Origin of the sequence: Limibacillus sp., from assembly GCA_037379885.1 — a bacterium.
Classification (GTDB): Bacteria; Pseudomonadota; Alphaproteobacteria; order Kiloniellales; family CECT-8803; genus JARRJC01.
The window spans coordinates 24,912-40,220 of the sequence record JARRJC010000028.1 but is presented as its reverse complement, the minus strand read 5'-3'; the positions used below and the strand labels follow the sequence as shown (position 1 = coordinate 40,220).

Here is a 15,309-nt window from a genome sequence, read left to right as displayed (position 1 = left end):
AATGCGCTTGAGAGCATGGGATGAGAAGGGGGCCTTTGTTTCTGGGTCTTTAACTAGGTCAAGCCCTTGGAAAAGCCCTCGTCCTGTGACGGCGCCGATACAGCTGTGGCGCTCGGCGAGTGCCTTCAGCTTTTCCGTCAGATACCGGCCGCTATCTCCAACCGTGGTCAAGAGCCCTTCGCCGTCGATCACGTCCAATACGGCATTCCCAGCGGCCGTCGATACCGGGTTGCCACCAAAGGTATTGAAGTAGCCGGTCTCCTTGGCGAAGACATCCGCGATCTGCCGCCGTGTAATCACGGCCGCCAGAGGGTGTCCATCGCCCATTGGCTTGCCCATGGTGACGAAGTCCGGCTCTACGCCGTAGTGTTCAAAGCCCCACCAATGGTCGCCCAGGCGGCAATATCCCGATTGAACCTCGTCGGCGATGACCAGCCCGCCCACCGACTTCATCTTTTCGCATAGAGTGTCTAGATAGTGGTCAGGAGCGCGAAGCGGGCCCGGGGCGTCCCAAATGCTGTCGACCAGCATAGCGGCCGGGGGGTGCCCTTTTTGGATCATAGTGTCGATTACGCGGGATGCCTCTTCGGCATACTGCGAACCAGCGTTGTCACCTCTAAAGCGGCCCCGATAGCTGTCCGGGGCTTCGATGACGCCCAGCCAGTCCGGTCGGTCATTTTGCGGATAGCTTCCCGGTGATAACTGCAAGACCAGATGCGTGTTCCCGTGATAGGCGCCTTCGGTCACCACGCATCCTTGCCGCCCGGTGAAGCGCCGCGCCATCTGAACCGCTAGATCGTTTGCCTCGCTACCTGTGCAAACAAACATGCAGGTATCAAGGGCGGGCGGCAGTTTGGCTACCAGCCGTTCTCCAAGTCGGATGATGTTTTCGTGGAGGTAGCGCGTGTTGATGTTGAGTGTCGCCGCCTGGTTCGACAGCGCCTCGACAACCGTCGGGTGGCAATGGCCGACCGAGGGGACGTTGTTATAGCAGTCCAAATAACGGCGGCCGGATGAATCCCATAGCCAAACCCCTTCCCCCCGAACCAGATGCAGCGGCCTTTCAAAGAAATGGAAGTAGCATGGCCCCAGAACCGTCTCGCGGCGGCGGAGCAACATTTCATCGTTCATGAAACAAGGCCCTCATCGAATTCATTGTCGGCAAGCGGAATGAAAGGCTCGCGTCACGGCTGCGCCGTCGAGCCCCATGATCATTTCCACAGTCTCCATCGTCTCGGCGCGCAGACCTGTCAAGAATGCGGGGGGATTAAGGGTTTCTTCCAAACGGAAATCGGTCAGCAACACCGTCTGAACCAGCCGCGCCAGGATCAGGTCGTATAGCAGTGCAAGCTCTACCTCACTCAATGGATAGGCTTGGTGATAGCCGTTGATGGCAGCCGCCATGCCTCCAACCGGATCCCTCTGCGATGAAAAGCTCGCTGCGACGATCGCCGGATCACAGACCAATGGGCCTTGAACCATGTCGCCAAAGTCGATCACACCACAGACAGACTCATCCCGAGCGTTGGGGCGGAGCAAGTTGTCCCGGTGCAGATCGAAGTGGGCAACCTGCTGACGTGCTTCTTTTAGATCTTCGGCGAATAGGCTCTCGAAACGGGGACGTAGTTGCGACTCTAAGGCAGCAATATCGGAGTTCCCGTGACGCCACAGGTTCTTTGATCCCAGCAACCCGTTGTTCATATCCCAGGGCATGAAGTGCTGAGCAGAGGGATGCTGAAAGTCGGCCAGAACCCTCGCCAGGGTCCCGCAAAACCGCCCGATCCCGACAAGCCCCTCGGATGAAGGCTCGCGACCGTCGCTATGCGGAATGCCTTCAAGGTAGGTTAGGAGCCGAACCTTGTGCGTTGCGCCATCCTCACCGTAAATCTCGCCGGCGGGCGCTCCGTCCAGAGTTGGCGTCACGCGGGGAGCCGGCAAATCAGGAGCGACACGCTCAAGGTGCTCAAGTGCTTCGATCTGAAAATCGACGACGCCCGGGTCTTCGGATGCGGCGGAGACTTTGAGCACGAAACGAGCGCCATCCTCTGTCGTCAGAAGATGGTTCTGATCGCGTTCCCCTTCCAAGGGTTCCAAACTTCCCGCAACGCCAAACAGCCGCTTTGCCTCTTCTAACAGGCGCGCCGTTGAGAATTCCGGTGGTTCGAAGCGGAGGAAGTTCGCTGTGAGGCGCACCTCTCCCGCATTGCTGGGTTTGCCGTGAATGATTGGACTCCGAAGCTTCAATTAGAATTATCTGCAGGATTCTTTGGGCGTTGATCTCTTTGGATCTGGCCCGCGACTCCTGCCGTCTTTGGGGTGCCGTGCCAAGAGTAGTATCATTTCCCATCTTGCATCCGCAGCCGAATTGACCCCTTGGCTGCAAACGAGGGTCTGGATTGAGACACACCCACATGTGGGCGTGGCGTCGTATCGTGGCTTCACTGCAGCTTCAGCCCGCCAAGGGCTGGATGTTCAGATCTGTGGGCGTCTGTGGGCCCAAGGGCGCAATTTTTCCACAGCTGCACCGATACGCAAGACGCCAAGATCGTCGAAGCGGTGACCTATGATCTGGATTGCAGTCGGCAAACCTTCTTTCGTCCAGCCTGACGGCACCGAGAGCGCGGGGCACTGCGCAATGTTATTGAAGACGGCGGTCATGTCGGATGCGGTGATTTTTCCGGTTTCCGACTCAGCCCAAATATCATCATCGGTCAATTCAGCCTGTGGTGCCGGGATTGGGCAGGTAGGGCAGATCAAAGCATCGAAATTTTCGAAAACATCACAAAGCCTCATCCATTGTTCTGTCCGCACGAACTCGAAACGCTTCAGGCTAATAGCGTCAATGTCTTTGGCACGCTCGAACATCTGAACGACGGTTGGGTCGAGGTCGGCGCGTTGATCGTCGAGATGCTGGCCGAACATCGCTGCAAGGCAGACGCACCAATTTTCAGACCAGACATCTAGGACCTCTCTGGTCCACCTGAGATCGACTTCCTCCACCGTGGCGCCAGCGGCACGAAGAGCCTCCACCGTGGCTAGAACATTGTTCGCGACCTCTTGATCTACTGCATAGAAGCCGAGGTCCATATCAAGCGCGATCCGCAGGTCGAAAAGGTCCGAGGGAATCTGATTCGGTATCTGTAGCGGGGTCTGCAGAGACATGATATCGCGCTCGTAGGGACCTTGGGTGCAGGCCAAAAACAGCGCTGCGTCGTCTATGGTCCGCGCCAGCGGCCCGAAATGGCTAATGTTGTCGAAGACGGTCGGCAGCACCGTCATGGGGATTCGCCCAAGCGAAGGCTTGAGGCCGACGATGCCGCAGAGGGCGGCGGGAATGCGCACGGAGCCGCCCATGTCTGAGCCTTCTGCAAGCGGGACGCAGCCCGCTGCAACCGCCGCACCCGACCCGCCTGACGATCCGCCCGGTGTGCGGTCCGTGTTCCAGGGATTTCGCGTTACCCCCCAAAGCGGGCTGTGGGTGAATCCTGAATGAGCAAACTCCGGTGTTGTCGTCTTGCCGACCAGGATCGCGCCCGCGGCCTTTAGGTCCGTCACGATCCGCGCATCGTGATCCGGCACCCAGTCCTTGTAGACCACGCTGCCGCGCGTGGTTGTCTTGCCCTTAGTTGGAGTGAAATCCTTGATCGCGACCGGCACGCCATGGAGGGCGCCTAGTGCCTCACCTCGGGTCACAGCATCTTCGGCCGCTTTCGCCTGATGAAGCGCTTCTTCAGGGTAGGTGAAGCAAAAACAGTTCAGACTGGGGTTAACTGCCTCGATGCGCTCTAGGCTGTTCTGCACAACCTCAACTGGCGACAGCTCCTTTGCCGCAATGTGCCTGGCGAGTTCGCGTGCGGGCATGTAGCAGAGATCGGTGTCGACCATGACTTTCTTTCCTAACCACTCAATCCCATTCTGCGGCATGCTGGTTTATTAGCACCAGTATCACCCATCATTCGCTGAGGCTTTGAACTCATACTATTCCTTGATAAGCGAGCAGATTTCCCTGCAACGACAAATGATTTCCTTGTTCTTCGAAAAAAATTCCCTGTTCGAGTTTCTAGGGAAGTTCGCAAAAAACATGATCAAGATCAGTGCTTTAGATAGGGCTGCAGAGTCAGTAATAGGCTGAAAATCAGGAAATTCCCTGTATTTCCCGGTTATCAGGGAATTTTGTGCAGAGACGAGTTCGCTGCAGACTGCATCCGCCGCCAGACGGCCCTTTCAAGCTTACGAACCCTCGGATTCCTAGAGGTCCGCGCCGCAGGGCGGCGCAAGGGAGTCTTGGTAAGGTCAGGCTTCGGCCAGGCGCCGCAAGAGGTTCGCCAGGGTTTTCTGGGCGAGGTCGGTCTCCACAGCCTCGGGACAGGTCACCTTCAGCTTTTCGAAGATCAACTCAACGTCGCTCACCAACTCACGGTCCTCGGCGGAACGCAGATGGCTCTGCACCCAGGTGACGGCCGCCAGGCGTTCGCCTTTCACGACCGGGTTCACCCGGTGCAGCGTGGAGGAGGGGTAGCAGACCGCGCTGCCCGCGGGCAGCTTCACTTCCTGCGGGCCGAAGGGGCTCTCGATGTAAAGCTCCCCGCCTTCGTACCCGTCGGGTGGAGACAGGAAGACCGTCACCGAAACGTCGCTGCGAATGTTCGAGTCCTTGCCCATCAAGGCTTTGTCCACGTGCAGTCCATACTGCATGCCGGGCAGGTAGCGGCTGAACAGGGGCGGGCGGATATGGCGGGGACGCACGGCCCGTTTGAACTCAGGATGCGCCTTCAGAGCGTCCTGAATTTCTTTCGCGAGGGCCGCGCCCTCGTCGAACTGTTTCTTGTCCAGCTGAAGATTCTGCTTCACCTCCCGAGCGCGGCCCCGCGCCGTCGACTTGCCGTCGACGTAGGCCGCCTCGGCGAGCCTGGAGACGATCCGCTTCCGGTCGGATGGACTGAGAAGATCGGGAATGATCGTCAGCATTGCATGCGTCCCCGCCAAAAAACCGTCTTACGTTCGTCTGGGTTCAGCCATTCAGCGGAATCCAGCGCCCCGGGTCAAGACGGCAGGCGATCCTTTGCCGCTCCCGCTCGCCGCCGCCTTCCAGGCGCACGACTTCGCGGTATTCGCGGCAGTAGTGGCCGCTGCGGATCTTGAAGGTCCGGATCGGCGTCACGCCGCCGCGGACCGCCTGGCTGCCATGGCTCCAGTTGAAGGTTTGCCCGCTGGGCTGGGTTTCCAGGGCGTCCTGAACGCTCATGGCGGCGCGCGCGCTTTGAGAGCGGTCGAGGTCCCTGTAGAGCGGATCCCTCAGGTACTCGAACTCCGCGGCCTCGACAGACCTGGCGAGCGGAAGCAGGACCCCTAGAACGCCGAGAAATCCAGCGAGCTTGAGGGCGGACGAGCCGAAGGGCCGACGGAAAAACATGGATGTCATCAGTTCCACCCCTGCTCGATCAGACTCTGCTCCTGCTCGGGCGTCAGATCGTCGCCGACCGGCGTGATCTCGCCAAACTCATCGTCCCCGGACTCATCGTCCCCGGACTCGTCGTCCCCGGATTCATCGTCCCCGGACTCGTCGTCGCCGGACTCATCGTCACCCGACTCATCGTCACCCGACTCATCGTCGCCGGATTCGTCGTCGCCGGATTCGTCGTCGCCGGATTCGTCGTCGCCGGATTCACCGCTATCATCGCCGTCGTCGCCGGCTTCGCCACTTTCAGAGCCGTCGTCGCCGCCCTCGCCGCCTTCGCCGCCGTCGGAGCCCCCATCGGAACCACCATCGTCGCCGCCTTCGCCGCCTTCGCCACCATCGGAGCCGCCCCCGTCAGAGCCGCCGCTCCCTCCATCGCCTCCTTCACCTCCTTCACCACCGGAATCGCCGTCCTTGGCGTACGCGCCCGAGGGTTTGAAGAGGTGTCCATGATCCGCAAGATCGAAGGAAACCGGCAAGGCGGCAAGGCTGAGGCTCAGCACACTGGTCGATGCTAGCAGTGCCAAGGTGCGGCGCGTCTTACTATCAGACATGATTGATGCTCCCATTTGCTCACGTTCCGAAGAAAGAGACTGCCGGTGTGCAAAAGACCCTGGGCCCACTGGCCGGCATGCTTTCGAGAGTTAAAACACGCAAACCCCGATCTTTCTTCCCGGGAACTCAAAAAAACTTGGAATAAACTTCTCACCATGAGTGTTCTTATCGGTGAGAGGCACTCAAGCAAGGCATCGGGTAAACCCGGCCGCAGGCCCGGCAAAGAGCGAGGCGATCATTGATGGAGCAGCGGGCGCGCAGAGAGATCGTTTCCTTGCTGCCCCGCTTGCGCCGCTTCACGCGCGGTCTGGCCGGAGGTGCGGAGGCCGGCGACGAGCTTTTGCAGGCGACCTGCGAGCGGGCGCTGGCGAACTTGCATCTCTGGACCGAGAACTCGCGCCTGGACAGCTGGCTGTTTCGGATCGCCCGCAATCTCTTCTTGAACGAGATCCGCGCGGGAAAGGTTCGTCAGGCCTATCTGCGGGATGCAGCGGACCTCTTGCCCAGGGCCGAGCCCGGAGAGCGCATCGCGGAGAGCCAGATCGAGATGGCGCGCCTGCGCGCGCTGCTTCAGCGCTTGCCCGAAGAACAGCGCAGCGTGCTGCTGCTGGTCTGCGTCGAGGGGCAGAGCTACGCGCAAGCGGCAGAGACGCTGGCGCTGCCCATCGGAACGGTGACGAGCCGCCTCGCACGGGCGCGCTTGAGTTTGAAGGATTGGATGGGCCGGGACGACAGCGAAGACGTCCCGTCCGCATCCCAGCGGGACCGCCACCAGAGCGGTTCGTGAAGGGAGAAGGTTGATATGACCTTATCGAGGGAACTGTTGGTCGCTTATCTCGACGACGAGCTTGGCGTGGAAGACCGCCGACGCGTGGAGGACTGGGTCGAGAAGGATTCGGCTGCCGCGGAGGACTTGGCTGAACTGGAAGAGCAGCAGCGAGTCCTGAAGGCCGCCTTCGAGGGAGAGCTTGCAGAGCCGCTGCCAGCCCAAACCCTCTCTCTCTTCGTCGATGCCCCGGGGGAGGGCGCGGCGGGACCTATGGGAGCCTGGTGGCAGGCAAGCATCGCAGCGGGATTGACGGCCGCGATCGTCGGCGGGTTGGTGGCCTATGGCATGTCCGGCCTGCGAACGGACCAGATTCTGGCGCGCTACGAGGCCGAACGCGCAGCCGACCGCGCCCAACTCGCCTCGGTCATGCAGGAGGCGCTGGAAAGCAACCCCAGCGGACAGGCCGCGCAGTGGAACGGCGACGCCGGAACGGCGGGCGGGCAGGTCATCCCCATACGGACCTATCAGAACACGGCGGGCAACTGGTGCCGTGAGTATCGCGCCGAGGCGAAGATAGGTTTGGAGACGATAGCGCTCGAGGGCGTCGCCTGCCGCTCCAACGCGGGAACCTGGATCACCAAGGCGGAGAGGCAAAGGGTTTCAAGCTCCTCGACTTGAGCCAGCGGCTCGGGAGCCAGCAGGAAGCCGAGATCGACCCCGGCTTTCTTGTTGGGTACTCTGCGGGCTGTCTGGAGCGTTGGATCGAGGAGACCATCATGCCGCTCGCCTATCTTGACAGCGGGGCTGGCCCCGGCGATGTCGTGAATGCCCTCCGGAGCGACGGGGCTGTTGTCGTCACAGGCCTCGTGGAGGCCGAGGTCGCAGATTTGATTCTGGCCGAGTTGCGCCCGCATCTCGATTCGTCCGGCCTGAACGCGCGCAGCGATTTCAACGGCAGCCTGACATCGCGCTTCTGGCAGGTTCTCGCGAAGGCGCCCAGCGCCGCCGCCGTCGTCAACCACGATCTGGTTGTGCAGGTCGCCGACGCGATTCTCCTGCCGCACTGCGCGACCTATCGTATCGGCAGCATGACCGCGATCGAGATCCTGCCGGGGGAAGCGGAGCAGGGCCTGCACCGGGATGATTCCCTCTACCCGATCGAGATCTCCGGAATGGAGCTTCAGATTGGCGTGATGTGGGCGCTGAACGATTTCACCATGGAAAACGGAGGAACCAGGGTCGTGTGCGGCAGTCACCGTTTCTTGCGCTCCTGGCATCTTCCCGACTTGTCGGGCTGGGAGTCGACGGTGATGCCGAAAGGCTCGGCGCTTTTCTACCTGGGCTCGACCTGGCATGGCGGCGGCGCCAACCGCAGCAACGGCCCGCGCGCCGGCCTGATCAACACCTACTCCCTGGGTTGGTTGAGGCAGGAATCGAATCAATACCTCTCCACGCCTCCCGACGTAGCCGCCAAGTTCGAGCCGCGCCTGCGCGCTTTGCTGGGTTATACGCCGCACGGTTCGGGTGACGATCGCATCGGGAACTTTCGCGGGGAGTGCCAGGCTTGGCTGGATACGCCGCCAGAGCCGCAATGGCGGGCGCCGCGAGGCCAGGTTGCGTCGGCCGAAGACGTAAAGGCGCAGAGTGGCGTCTAACGCAGGATAGCTTCCGAGAGCCCGGCCCTCTCCTATTTCCTGCTTCGTTCGGGATCGCCCCGTTAAAGAGCGCTGACCTGACGCTGGGAGGCTTCCAGCCAAGCAGGAGCGATCTCCACGCCCCAGCCCGGCGCGTCGGTCACGCTCACCTTTCCGTCCGTGACGGCATAGGGTGATTCCACGAAGAGCTGCTCCTGCCAGGGATAGTAGTCGGGCCCTTCGATGGAGAACTCCAGGTACTTCCCGGCGTTGGGAATGGCGCGCAGCAGATGCATGGTGAAGAGCGTCACCAGGGTGAGGTTGGCGCAGTGGGGCGTGCAGGGCAGGCCCGCCGCCTCCGCCATGGCGGCCACCCGCAAGGTGCGGGTCAGCCCGCCCAGATAGCAGATGTCGGGCTGGACGACATCGACCGCCCGCATCTCGATCATGCGCCGCCAGTTCTGGAGCTCGCAGTCCTGTTCGCCGCCGGTGACGTCAATGGAGAGGGCGTCGGTCACCTGCTTGGTCTGCTCGTACTCCCAGTAGGGGCAGGGCTCTTCGAAATGGCTGATCGCGTTGTCCTGAAGCAGCTTGCCGATCTCGATGGCCTGGGCCGGCGCATAGCAGGAGTTGGCGTCGACCAGCAGGGCGGTCTCCTCGCCCATGGCCTTGCGGATGGCCGGGACGATCTCCTCGGTGCGGCCCGGCCATTCGTCCTGTCCGCGTCCGCATTCCGCGCCGATCCGGAACTTGAAGGCGTCGAAGCCCTGGCTCTCGCGCAGGCGCAGTAGGCGCTCGGCCTCCTCCTTGGGCGTGATGTCGCGCTTCATGGAGGAACCGTAGGCGCGCAGGCTGCCCGGCGTCCCGCCGATCAGTTCGCAGACCGGCTTTCCTTCCAGGCGACCGCGCAGGTCCCAGAGCGCGGTGTCCAGCCCGCCGAGGGCGCGCCGCAGGTAGGAGCCGGGAAACTTGTGCTCCTTCTCGGGAATGATATCGACCAGATAGTCGATGTCGTCGGCTGCCTGACCGAGCGCATAGGGCGCGACCTGCCGGTGCAGCACCTGGGCGGTGATGTCGGCGTGGTAGGGCGCGACCTGCCCCCACCCGGTCTCGCCCCCGTCGGCGGTGACCTTGACGAAGCAGACGAACTGGTTGGTGAAGGTTTCGATGCGCGCGATTTTCATTTCTTGGACAATCCGGTTTTGGCCAATCCGGTGGAGGAGAAGGAAAACCTAGCGGGCAAATTGGACCTGCAGTAAGGTCCAATCTGATTATTCATCCAGGCCAATTCGCAACTCTCCGGCGGGTGTCCCTCGTGAAGGCGAAAGCGGGAGCAATCCTCTCTTCCATCAGGATCGACAGGTCGCTGGACCGCAAGATCAGCGTCCAGCTCTACATGGGGCTGCGCGACATCATTCTGTCGGGCGGGGTGAACGGCGGCGAGCGTCTGCCCGCGACCCGGACCCTGGCGAGCGAGCTGGGCGTTTCCCGCACCACGGCGCTCGACGCCATCGGCCGGCTGGTGGCCGAGGGGCTGCTGGAATCGCGCACCGGCGCCGGCACCTTCGTCAGCCGCACCATGACCGGCCGCTTCCCGGTCAAGGCGGATGTGGCCTCGGGGGGCGAGCAGCGGCCGCTGCGCCTCTCCCTCTCTGCCCGGCGCGCCAGCGAACGCTTCGCCGACCGCAAGCGGCTGCCGAACAAGTCCCAGGCCTTCGTCACGGCGCTTCCCGCGCTCAGCGCCTTTCCCATGGCCCAGTGGGCGCGCCTTTCCGCGCGTCATCTGCGCGCCGACCGCGATGCGGTGATGGGCTATGGCGAGCCCGGCGGATTGCAGCGTCTGCGCGCGGCCATCGCAGCGCACCTGAACGCCAGCCGGGGAATCCAGTGCGATCCGGAGCAGATCTTCATCGCCGGGGGCGCCCAGCATGCGTTTTCGCTGATCTCCGACCTGCTGCTCGACCGGGGTGAGAAGGTCTGGTTCGAGAACCCCGGCGCCATCGGCGCGCGCAATGCGCTGCTCTCGCGCGGGGCGGAACTGGTGCCGGTCGGTATCGACGAGGAGGGGCTGATCGTGGAGGAGGCGTTGGCGCGCGCGCCCAAGTTCCGGCTCGCCTTCGTGACGCCCTCCCATCAGCAGCCCCTCAGCAAGGTCATGAGCCTCTCGCGACGCTTGGCGCTGCTGGACGCCGCGGACCGGGCCGACGCCTTCATCGTCGAGGATGACTACGACGGCGACTTCTACTTCGGCGACCAGCCCTTGCCGACCCTGAAGAGCATCGACACGCGCAACCGCGTCATCTACGTCGGTACCTTCTCAAAGACGCTGTTCCCCTCGCTTCGTCTCGGCTTCCTGGTCGCGCCGGACAACATGGTCGAGCCCCTGTCCCAGGCCTTCTCGGCGGCGATCAGCGGCGTTCCCACCTGGCCGCAGGCGGTGGTCGCGGACTTCATCGACGAGGGGCATTTCGCTACGCACATCCGGACCATGCGCCAGCACTACAAGACGCGGCACGAAGCGCTGCACAGGGAAAAGCAGCCGATCGAGGGGCATCTGGATATCCAGAGGGCCTCCTCCGGGTTTCACACCGTGGGGTATTTCAAGGACCGGCGGCGGGACGAGGAAAGTTTCGTCCGGTCGGCGGGCAAGCTGGGCGTCACGCTCTCCACCATCGGGCGCTATTGCCTGGAGCCGATAGACCGCAAAGGCGTGGTGATCGGCTACGGCGCGGCCAGCGAGGCGGAAATCCGGCAAGGCATGAAGGCATTGTCACAATTGTTTGCCTAGCAGATTGGTATGGAAAACTGTCTATAGTGGATATGCGTCGCAGTCCAATGAAGCGCTATGCTCGTGGCTGTCTACGCAATTTCCGGCTGAGAATGCGCGGATGGAATGAGGCTTTGAAAGGGAGAACAAGATGTTCAGCAGAATAGCGATTGCAGGGCTCGCGGCGCTTGGCGTCCTGGCCACCGTCCCGGCGCAGGCGGAAACGCTGCGCCTTTTGACCTGGGGCTCCTACGCGCCCGAGGAGTTGATTCAGAAGTTTGAAGCCAAATACCCCGACATCAATGTCGAGGTGACCTTCTCCAACAACGAAGAAATGATCGCCAAGCTGCGGGCCACCGGCGGCGCCGGGTTCGATCTCGCGCAGCCCAGCCACGACCGTATCTTCGCAGCGCAGCAGGAATACAACATCTACAAGCCGCTCGATCTCTCCAAGATCGACACCTCCAACATGCAGGCCGCGCTGCTCAACGGCGTGAAGGCGAACACGACCATCGACGGCGAGGTCTACGCCGTGCCGCACCAGTGGGGCACCTCCGGCCTGATGACCAACAAGTCCATGGCGCCGGAAATCTCGGCCTGGGGCGATCTCTGCGACCCCAAGTACAAGGGCAAGACCTCCATGCGCCTGAAGCGCACCATCCTGCTGGGCATGGCCTTCGACATGGGCGAGGACCCCTTTGCGGCCTACGCCGACCTGGATAAGTATCAGGCCATCCTCGACAAGGTCGCGGACAAGCTGATCGCCTGCAAAGACAACATCAAGGCCTACTGGAAGGGCGGCGACGACCTCTCCGCCATGATGCTGTCGGGCGAGATCGTCGCTTCGGAGACCTGGGACTCCACGGCCTATAAGCTCTACGGGGAGAACCCGGACATCGTCTTCGTGCCGCCCGCCACGGGCGCGCTCGCCTGGATCGACACCTTCGCGCTGCCGCGCAAGGGCGAGGCTGACGACGCCGCTTACAAGTGGATCAACTTCGTCATGGAAACCGAAAACGTGAAGATCATGTCCGCCAGCACCGGCGCCATCGCGGCGGTCAACGGCGGCAAGGAACTGCTGCCCGACGACAAGCGTGCGGCGGTCAACGCGGCCTTCACGGAAGAGGACATCGACAACCTCAAGTTCTTCGCCAACATCCCTCCGGGCGTGGAGGACATGGAAGGCAAGACGCTTGAGAAGATCAAGGCGGCCACCGGGTCCTAAGGACGCCGCCGCTTAGGTCTTTTCTCGACCTTGAAAGGATGTGGCTGCGCTCTCCGGCAGGGCGCAGCCACATCTAAGTTTTTTCGAGCGTTTCCCGCGCAGCTTTACTGGGTGACCGATGCAATCGAACAACGAGAGCGATCTGGAGTGCATCCGGGTCAAGAAACACTTCGGGTCGGTCCGCGCAGTCGATGACGTTTCCCTGGAGATACCCAAGGGTTCCTTCTTCTCGATCCTCGGGCCCTCGGGCTGCGGCAAGACGACCCTGATGCGCATGATCGCGGGTTTCGAGGAGCCCGATTCGGGGGACATCCGGATCAAGGGCAAGTCGGTGATCGGCACCGCCCCCAACCGGCGCAACGTCAAGATGGTGTTCCAGCACCTGGCGCTGTTTCCCATGATGAACGTCTACGAGAACATAGCCTACGGCCTGCGCTGCGCCGGCGTTTCCAAGGACGCCATCAAGACCAAGGTGCAGGATGTGCTGGAGCGCATCTCGCTTCCCGATGTCGCCAACCGTGAGATCACGCAGCTGTCCGGCGGCCAGAAGCAGCGTATCGCGATTGCCCGCTGCATGGTGCTGGACCCCGACGTGCTTCTGCTGGACGAGCCGCTCGGCGCCTTGGACCTGAAGTTGCGCGAGGCCATGAAGATCGAGTTGAAGCTGCTCCAGCATCAGTTCGACACCACCTTCGTCTACATCACCCACGACCAGTCGGAAGCGCTGGTCATGTCCGACAAGGTCGCGATCATGAACGAGGGCAAGTTCGTTCAGGTCGGCACGCCGCAGGAGCTCTACCACAACCCCACGGCGGCCTTCGTCGCCGGGTTCGTGGGCGACACCAACCGCTGGACCGGCCGGATCACCGCCGTCAGCAACGGCGAGATGGAAGTCGAAACCGAGGCGGGCCTGAGCTTGCGCGGAACCCTGCGCGGCGAGGGCAGCCCCTCGGTGGGCGAAAGCGTCACCGCCTTCGTTCGTCCGGAGTTCATCACGGGCGAGAGGCTGACGGGATCGGGAGCCTCGCGGGACGCGGGGCAGAACGTCATCGAGGGCAAGGTCGACAGCATCCTGTTCAACGGCGCGAACAGCCGCATCCTGGTGCGTGGCAAGGCGGGCGAGCTGATCGAGGCGGATGTCGTACTGACCGGCGGCCCCGACGACCTCAAGCCGCAGGACGACGTCAGGCTGACCTGGGCGCCCGCGCAGACCATGACCTTCATGAGATGACGGTGCCACGGCGATGAACCAGGACATCAAGCGCCTCTCGCTCTTCTTGCTCTTCGCGCCTTTCGCGCTCTGGATCGCGCTGCTCATCATCCTGCCGCACCTGGGCATGCTCTTCATATCGCTGCGCGAGAAGGTAGGGCCGCGCGTCTATGAGTTCGGCCCGGCCAACTACATCAACTTCTTCAACGAGCCGATCTACTGGAACACGCTGTTGCGCACGGCCTCCATGTCCCTGCTGGTGACGGTTCTGGCGCTGCTGATCGGGTTTCCCATCGCCTACTACATCGCGAAGATCGCCGGTAAGCGCACGCGCGGCGCGCTCTTTCTCATGTGCCTCATCCCGCTGTGGGTCAGCGATCTCATCCGCGCGTTCGGCTGGATCCTGCTGCTGCGCGAAACCGGCGTCGTCTCCAGCAGCCTTCAGTGGGCCCGTCATCCTCTTCATGATCGTGCCCTTGGTTTCGACCCTGGACGGCATGGACAAGTCCCTGATCGAAGCCGGCTACAACCTGGGCGGCAATGGCCCCACGGTCTTGCGCCGCGTGATCATTCCCTACGCCATGCCGGGCATCGTGGCGGGCTGCATCGTGGTCTTCATGCTGACGGCAGGCAGCTATCTGACGCCGATCCTGCTGGGCGGCAAGAATTCGAGCTGGTTCACCGAGCAGATCTACGACCAGTTCATCACCCGCTACAACTGGGAGTCGGGCGCGGCCTTCGGCTTCCTCTTGCTGGCCTTCACCTCCTTCGTGGTCTGGGCGGGCCTCAAGCTCTCCGGCCAGACCCTGAACAGCACCGTTGCGAACAGCTGATGGCCATGAACAGCAGCAGAGCATTCCTGGCCGGTTACCGTCTCTACATGGCGGCCTTCTTCCTGTTCCTGGCGGCGCCGCTGGCAGCGGCGGGCGTCTTCGCGTTCAACGATTCCCTGTTCCCGGCCTTGCCCTGGCAGGGCTTCACGCTCGACTGGTTCTTCAACGACAGCGAACCGAAGCTGGGCATGTTCCACGACCGTCGGCTGCTGCGCGGCCTCTACTACTCCTTCGTGATCGCGACCAGCGTTTCCCTGCTCTCGGTCTTCGTCGGGACCTGCAACGCCTTTCTCTTCGTGCGCGGGAACTTCCCGGCCAAGAACTTCTTCTACATCCTGATGGTGCTGCCGCTGGTTATTCCCGGCGTCATCCTCTTCTCCATCCTGCTGCTCGCCAGCACCATCGCGAACGGGGTGGAGGAGACGCTGTCGCTCGATCTGGGATTCCTGCGGCCGGGCATCCTGCTGGTGGTCCTCGGCCAGTTCTCCTTCATCACGACGATCACCTCGCTGGTGATCATCGCGCGGCTGCGCAAGTTCGACGAATCGATGGAAGAGGCCGCCTTCAACCTCGGCGCCAGCCGGGTGCGCGTGCTGCGGACGGTCACGCTGCCGTTCCTCTTCCCGGCCATGGCGGCGGCGGGCATCGTCGCCTTCCTGGTTTCCTTCGAGAACTTCAACACCACGCTGTTTTTGGTTGGCTCGGAAGCGCCGCTGACCATCACCATGTACGACCGCATGGTGAAGGTCGGCTCCACGCCGGTGCTGAACGCTGTGTCCTTTTTCCTGATGGTGGGCTCCGCGCTGCTCGCGCTGCTCTCGATTTTGGTGCAACGTGATTCCAGCAAGACCTGAGCCG

Annotated in this window: 16 protein-coding genes; 8 read left to right on the top strand and 8 right to left on the bottom strand. The window is 62.3% G+C overall.

Annotated features, from left to right (window positions below; all coding sequences use genetic code 11):
- The 6 genes from P8X75_10040 to P8X75_10015 all read right to left on the bottom strand — a co-directional run.
- On the bottom strand, positions 1 to 1,131 hold a 1,131-nt coding region (locus tag P8X75_10040; protein MEJ1995535.1), incomplete at its 3' end, for an aminotransferase class III-fold pyridoxal phosphate-dependent enzyme.
- A 21-nt stretch (positions 1,132 to 1,152) separates the two neighbouring features.
- Complete coding sequence (locus P8X75_10035) at positions 1,153 to 2,244, bottom strand: phosphotransferase (protein MEJ1995534.1); 1,092 nt, start codon at positions 2,242 to 2,244, stop codon at positions 1,153 to 1,155.
- Positions 2,245 to 2,472: 228 nt separating this feature from the next.
- A complete protein-coding gene (locus tag P8X75_10030) occupies positions 2,473 to 3,885 on the bottom strand; it encodes an amidase (protein ID MEJ1995533.1) in 1,413 nt (470 codons plus the stop codon).
- A gap of 408 nt (positions 3,886 to 4,293) precedes the next feature.
- Positions 4,294 to 4,968 carry a Fe2+-dependent dioxygenase gene (locus P8X75_10025; protein MEJ1995532.1) on the bottom strand — a complete coding sequence of 225 codons (675 nt, stop codon included), beginning with the start codon at positions 4,966 to 4,968 and terminating at the stop codon, positions 4,294 to 4,296.
- Positions 4,969 to 5,011: 43 nt separating this feature from the next.
- On the bottom strand, positions 5,012 to 5,422 hold the full coding sequence (locus P8X75_10020) for a hypothetical protein (protein ID MEJ1995531.1): 411 nt from the start codon (positions 5,420 to 5,422) through the stop codon (positions 5,012 to 5,014).
- The gene (locus P8X75_10015) at positions 5,422 to 6,012 is read right to left on the bottom strand and encodes a hypothetical protein (protein ID MEJ1995530.1); all 591 of its coding nucleotides are present in this window, start codon (positions 6,010 to 6,012) and stop codon (positions 5,422 to 5,424) included. The genes P8X75_10020 and P8X75_10015 overlap by 1 nt, the downstream gene beginning before the upstream one ends.
- 242 nt (positions 6,013 to 6,254) lie before the next feature.
- On the opposite strand from P8X75_10015, the gene P8X75_10010 reads away from it, so the two are divergent.
- From P8X75_10010 to P8X75_10000, 3 genes are read left to right on the top strand one after another with little or no spacing between them, the layout of a single operon-like run.
- Positions 6,255 to 6,800, top strand: coding sequence for an RNA polymerase sigma factor (locus tag P8X75_10010; GenBank protein MEJ1995529.1), 546 nt, complete (start codon positions 6,255 to 6,257; stop codon positions 6,798 to 6,800).
- Positions 6,801 to 6,815: 15 nt separating this feature from the next.
- Complete coding sequence (locus P8X75_10005) at positions 6,816 to 7,460, top strand: hypothetical protein (GenBank protein MEJ1995528.1); 645 nt, start codon at positions 6,816 to 6,818, stop codon at positions 7,458 to 7,460.
- Positions 7,457 to 8,437: a phytanoyl-CoA dioxygenase family protein gene (locus tag P8X75_10000; protein MEJ1995527.1), complete on the top strand. Its 981-nt coding sequence runs from the start codon at positions 7,457 to 7,459 to the stop codon at positions 8,435 to 8,437. Before P8X75_10005 ends, P8X75_10000 begins: the two co-directional genes overlap by 4 nt.
- Before the next feature lie 62 nt (positions 8,438 to 8,499).
- Here the strand turns inward: P8X75_10000 and P8X75_09995 are convergent, their stop codons facing one another.
- On the bottom strand, positions 8,500 to 9,600 hold the full coding sequence (locus P8X75_09995; GenBank protein MEJ1995526.1) for a mandelate racemase/muconate lactonizing enzyme family protein: 1,101 nt from the start codon (positions 9,598 to 9,600) through the stop codon (positions 8,500 to 8,502).
- Positions 9,601 to 9,731: 131 nt separating this feature from the next.
- Here P8X75_09995 and P8X75_09990 point away from each other — a divergent pair, with 131 nt between their 5' ends.
- From P8X75_09990 to P8X75_09980, 3 genes are all read left to right on the top strand, one after another.
- Positions 9,732 to 11,204: a PLP-dependent aminotransferase family protein gene (locus P8X75_09990; protein ID MEJ1995525.1), complete on the top strand. Its 1,473-nt coding sequence runs from the start codon at positions 9,732 to 9,734 to the stop codon at positions 11,202 to 11,204.
- Between the two features lie 130 nt (positions 11,205 to 11,334).
- Positions 11,335 to 12,408 (top strand): extracellular solute-binding protein, encoded by a 1,074-nt coding sequence (locus P8X75_09985; GenBank protein MEJ1995524.1) that lies wholly within the window; start codon positions 11,335 to 11,337, stop codon positions 12,406 to 12,408.
- Positions 12,409 to 12,526: 118 nt separating this feature from the next.
- Positions 12,527 to 13,639, top strand: a complete 1,113-nt coding sequence (locus P8X75_09980) for an ABC transporter ATP-binding protein (GenBank protein ID MEJ1995523.1) — start codon at positions 12,527 to 12,529, stop codon at positions 13,637 to 13,639.
- Here P8X75_09980 and P8X75_09975 read toward each other — a convergent pair.
- A complete protein-coding gene (locus P8X75_09975; GenBank protein MEJ1995522.1) occupies positions 13,629 to 14,084 on the bottom strand; it encodes a hypothetical protein in 456 nt (151 codons plus the stop codon). The genes P8X75_09980 and P8X75_09975 overlap by 11 nt on opposite strands.
- On the opposite strand from P8X75_09975, the gene P8X75_09970 reads away from it, so the two are divergent.
- Together P8X75_09970 and P8X75_09965 are read left to right on the top strand one after the other, a co-directional pair.
- Positions 14,083 to 14,451, top strand: a complete 369-nt coding sequence (locus tag P8X75_09970) for an ABC transporter permease subunit (GenBank protein MEJ1995521.1) — start codon at positions 14,083 to 14,085, stop codon at positions 14,449 to 14,451. The two genes, P8X75_09975 and P8X75_09970, sit on opposite strands and share 2 nt — an antisense overlap.
- The gene (locus tag P8X75_09965; protein ID MEJ1995520.1) at positions 14,451 to 15,305 is read left to right on the top strand and encodes an ABC transporter permease subunit; all 855 of its coding nucleotides are present in this window, start codon (positions 14,451 to 14,453) and stop codon (positions 15,303 to 15,305) included. Before P8X75_09970 ends, P8X75_09965 begins: the two co-directional genes overlap by 1 nt.
- Positions 15,306 to 15,309: the final 4 nt, after the last annotated feature.

What these genes read in the sequence shown, in the direction of transcription:
- P8X75_10030 (MEJ1995533.1), bottom strand. Translation starts at nt 3,885, where the DNA reads ATGGTCGACACCGATCTCTGCTACATGCCCGCACGCGAACTCGCCAGG.
- P8X75_10025 (MEJ1995532.1), bottom strand. Translation starts at nt 4,968, where the DNA reads ATGCTGACGATCATTCCCGATCTTCTCAGTCCATCCGACCGGAAGCGG.
- P8X75_10020 (MEJ1995531.1), bottom strand. Translation starts at nt 5,422, where the DNA reads ATGACATCCATGTTTTTCCGTCGGCCCTTCGGCTCGTCCGCCCTCAAG.
- P8X75_10015 (MEJ1995530.1), bottom strand. Translation starts at nt 6,012, where the DNA reads ATGTCTGATAGTAAGACGCGCCGCACCTTGGCACTGCTAGCATCGACC.
- P8X75_10010 (MEJ1995529.1), top strand. Translation starts at nt 6,255, where the DNA reads ATGGAGCAGCGGGCGCGCAGAGAGATCGTTTCCTTGCTGCCCCGCTTG.
- P8X75_10005 (MEJ1995528.1), top strand. Translation starts at nt 6,816, where the DNA reads ATGACCTTATCGAGGGAACTGTTGGTCGCTTATCTCGACGACGAGCTT.
- P8X75_09995 (MEJ1995526.1), bottom strand. Translation starts at nt 9,600, where the DNA reads ATGAAAATCGCGCGCATCGAAACCTTCACCAACCAGTTCGTCTGCTTC.
- P8X75_09985 (MEJ1995524.1), top strand. Translation starts at nt 11,335, where the DNA reads ATGTTCAGCAGAATAGCGATTGCAGGGCTCGCGGCGCTTGGCGTCCTG.
- P8X75_09980 (MEJ1995523.1), top strand. Translation starts at nt 12,527, where the DNA reads ATGCAATCGAACAACGAGAGCGATCTGGAGTGCATCCGGGTCAAGAAA.
- P8X75_09970 (MEJ1995521.1), top strand. Translation starts at nt 14,083, where the DNA reads ATGATCGTGCCCTTGGTTTCGACCCTGGACGGCATGGACAAGTCCCTG.
- P8X75_09975 (MEJ1995522.1), bottom strand. Translation starts at nt 14,084, where the DNA reads ATGAAGAGGATGACGGGCCCACTGAAGGCTGCTGGAGACGACGCCGGT.
- P8X75_09965 (MEJ1995520.1), top strand. Translation starts at nt 14,451, where the DNA reads ATGGCCATGAACAGCAGCAGAGCATTCCTGGCCGGTTACCGTCTCTAC.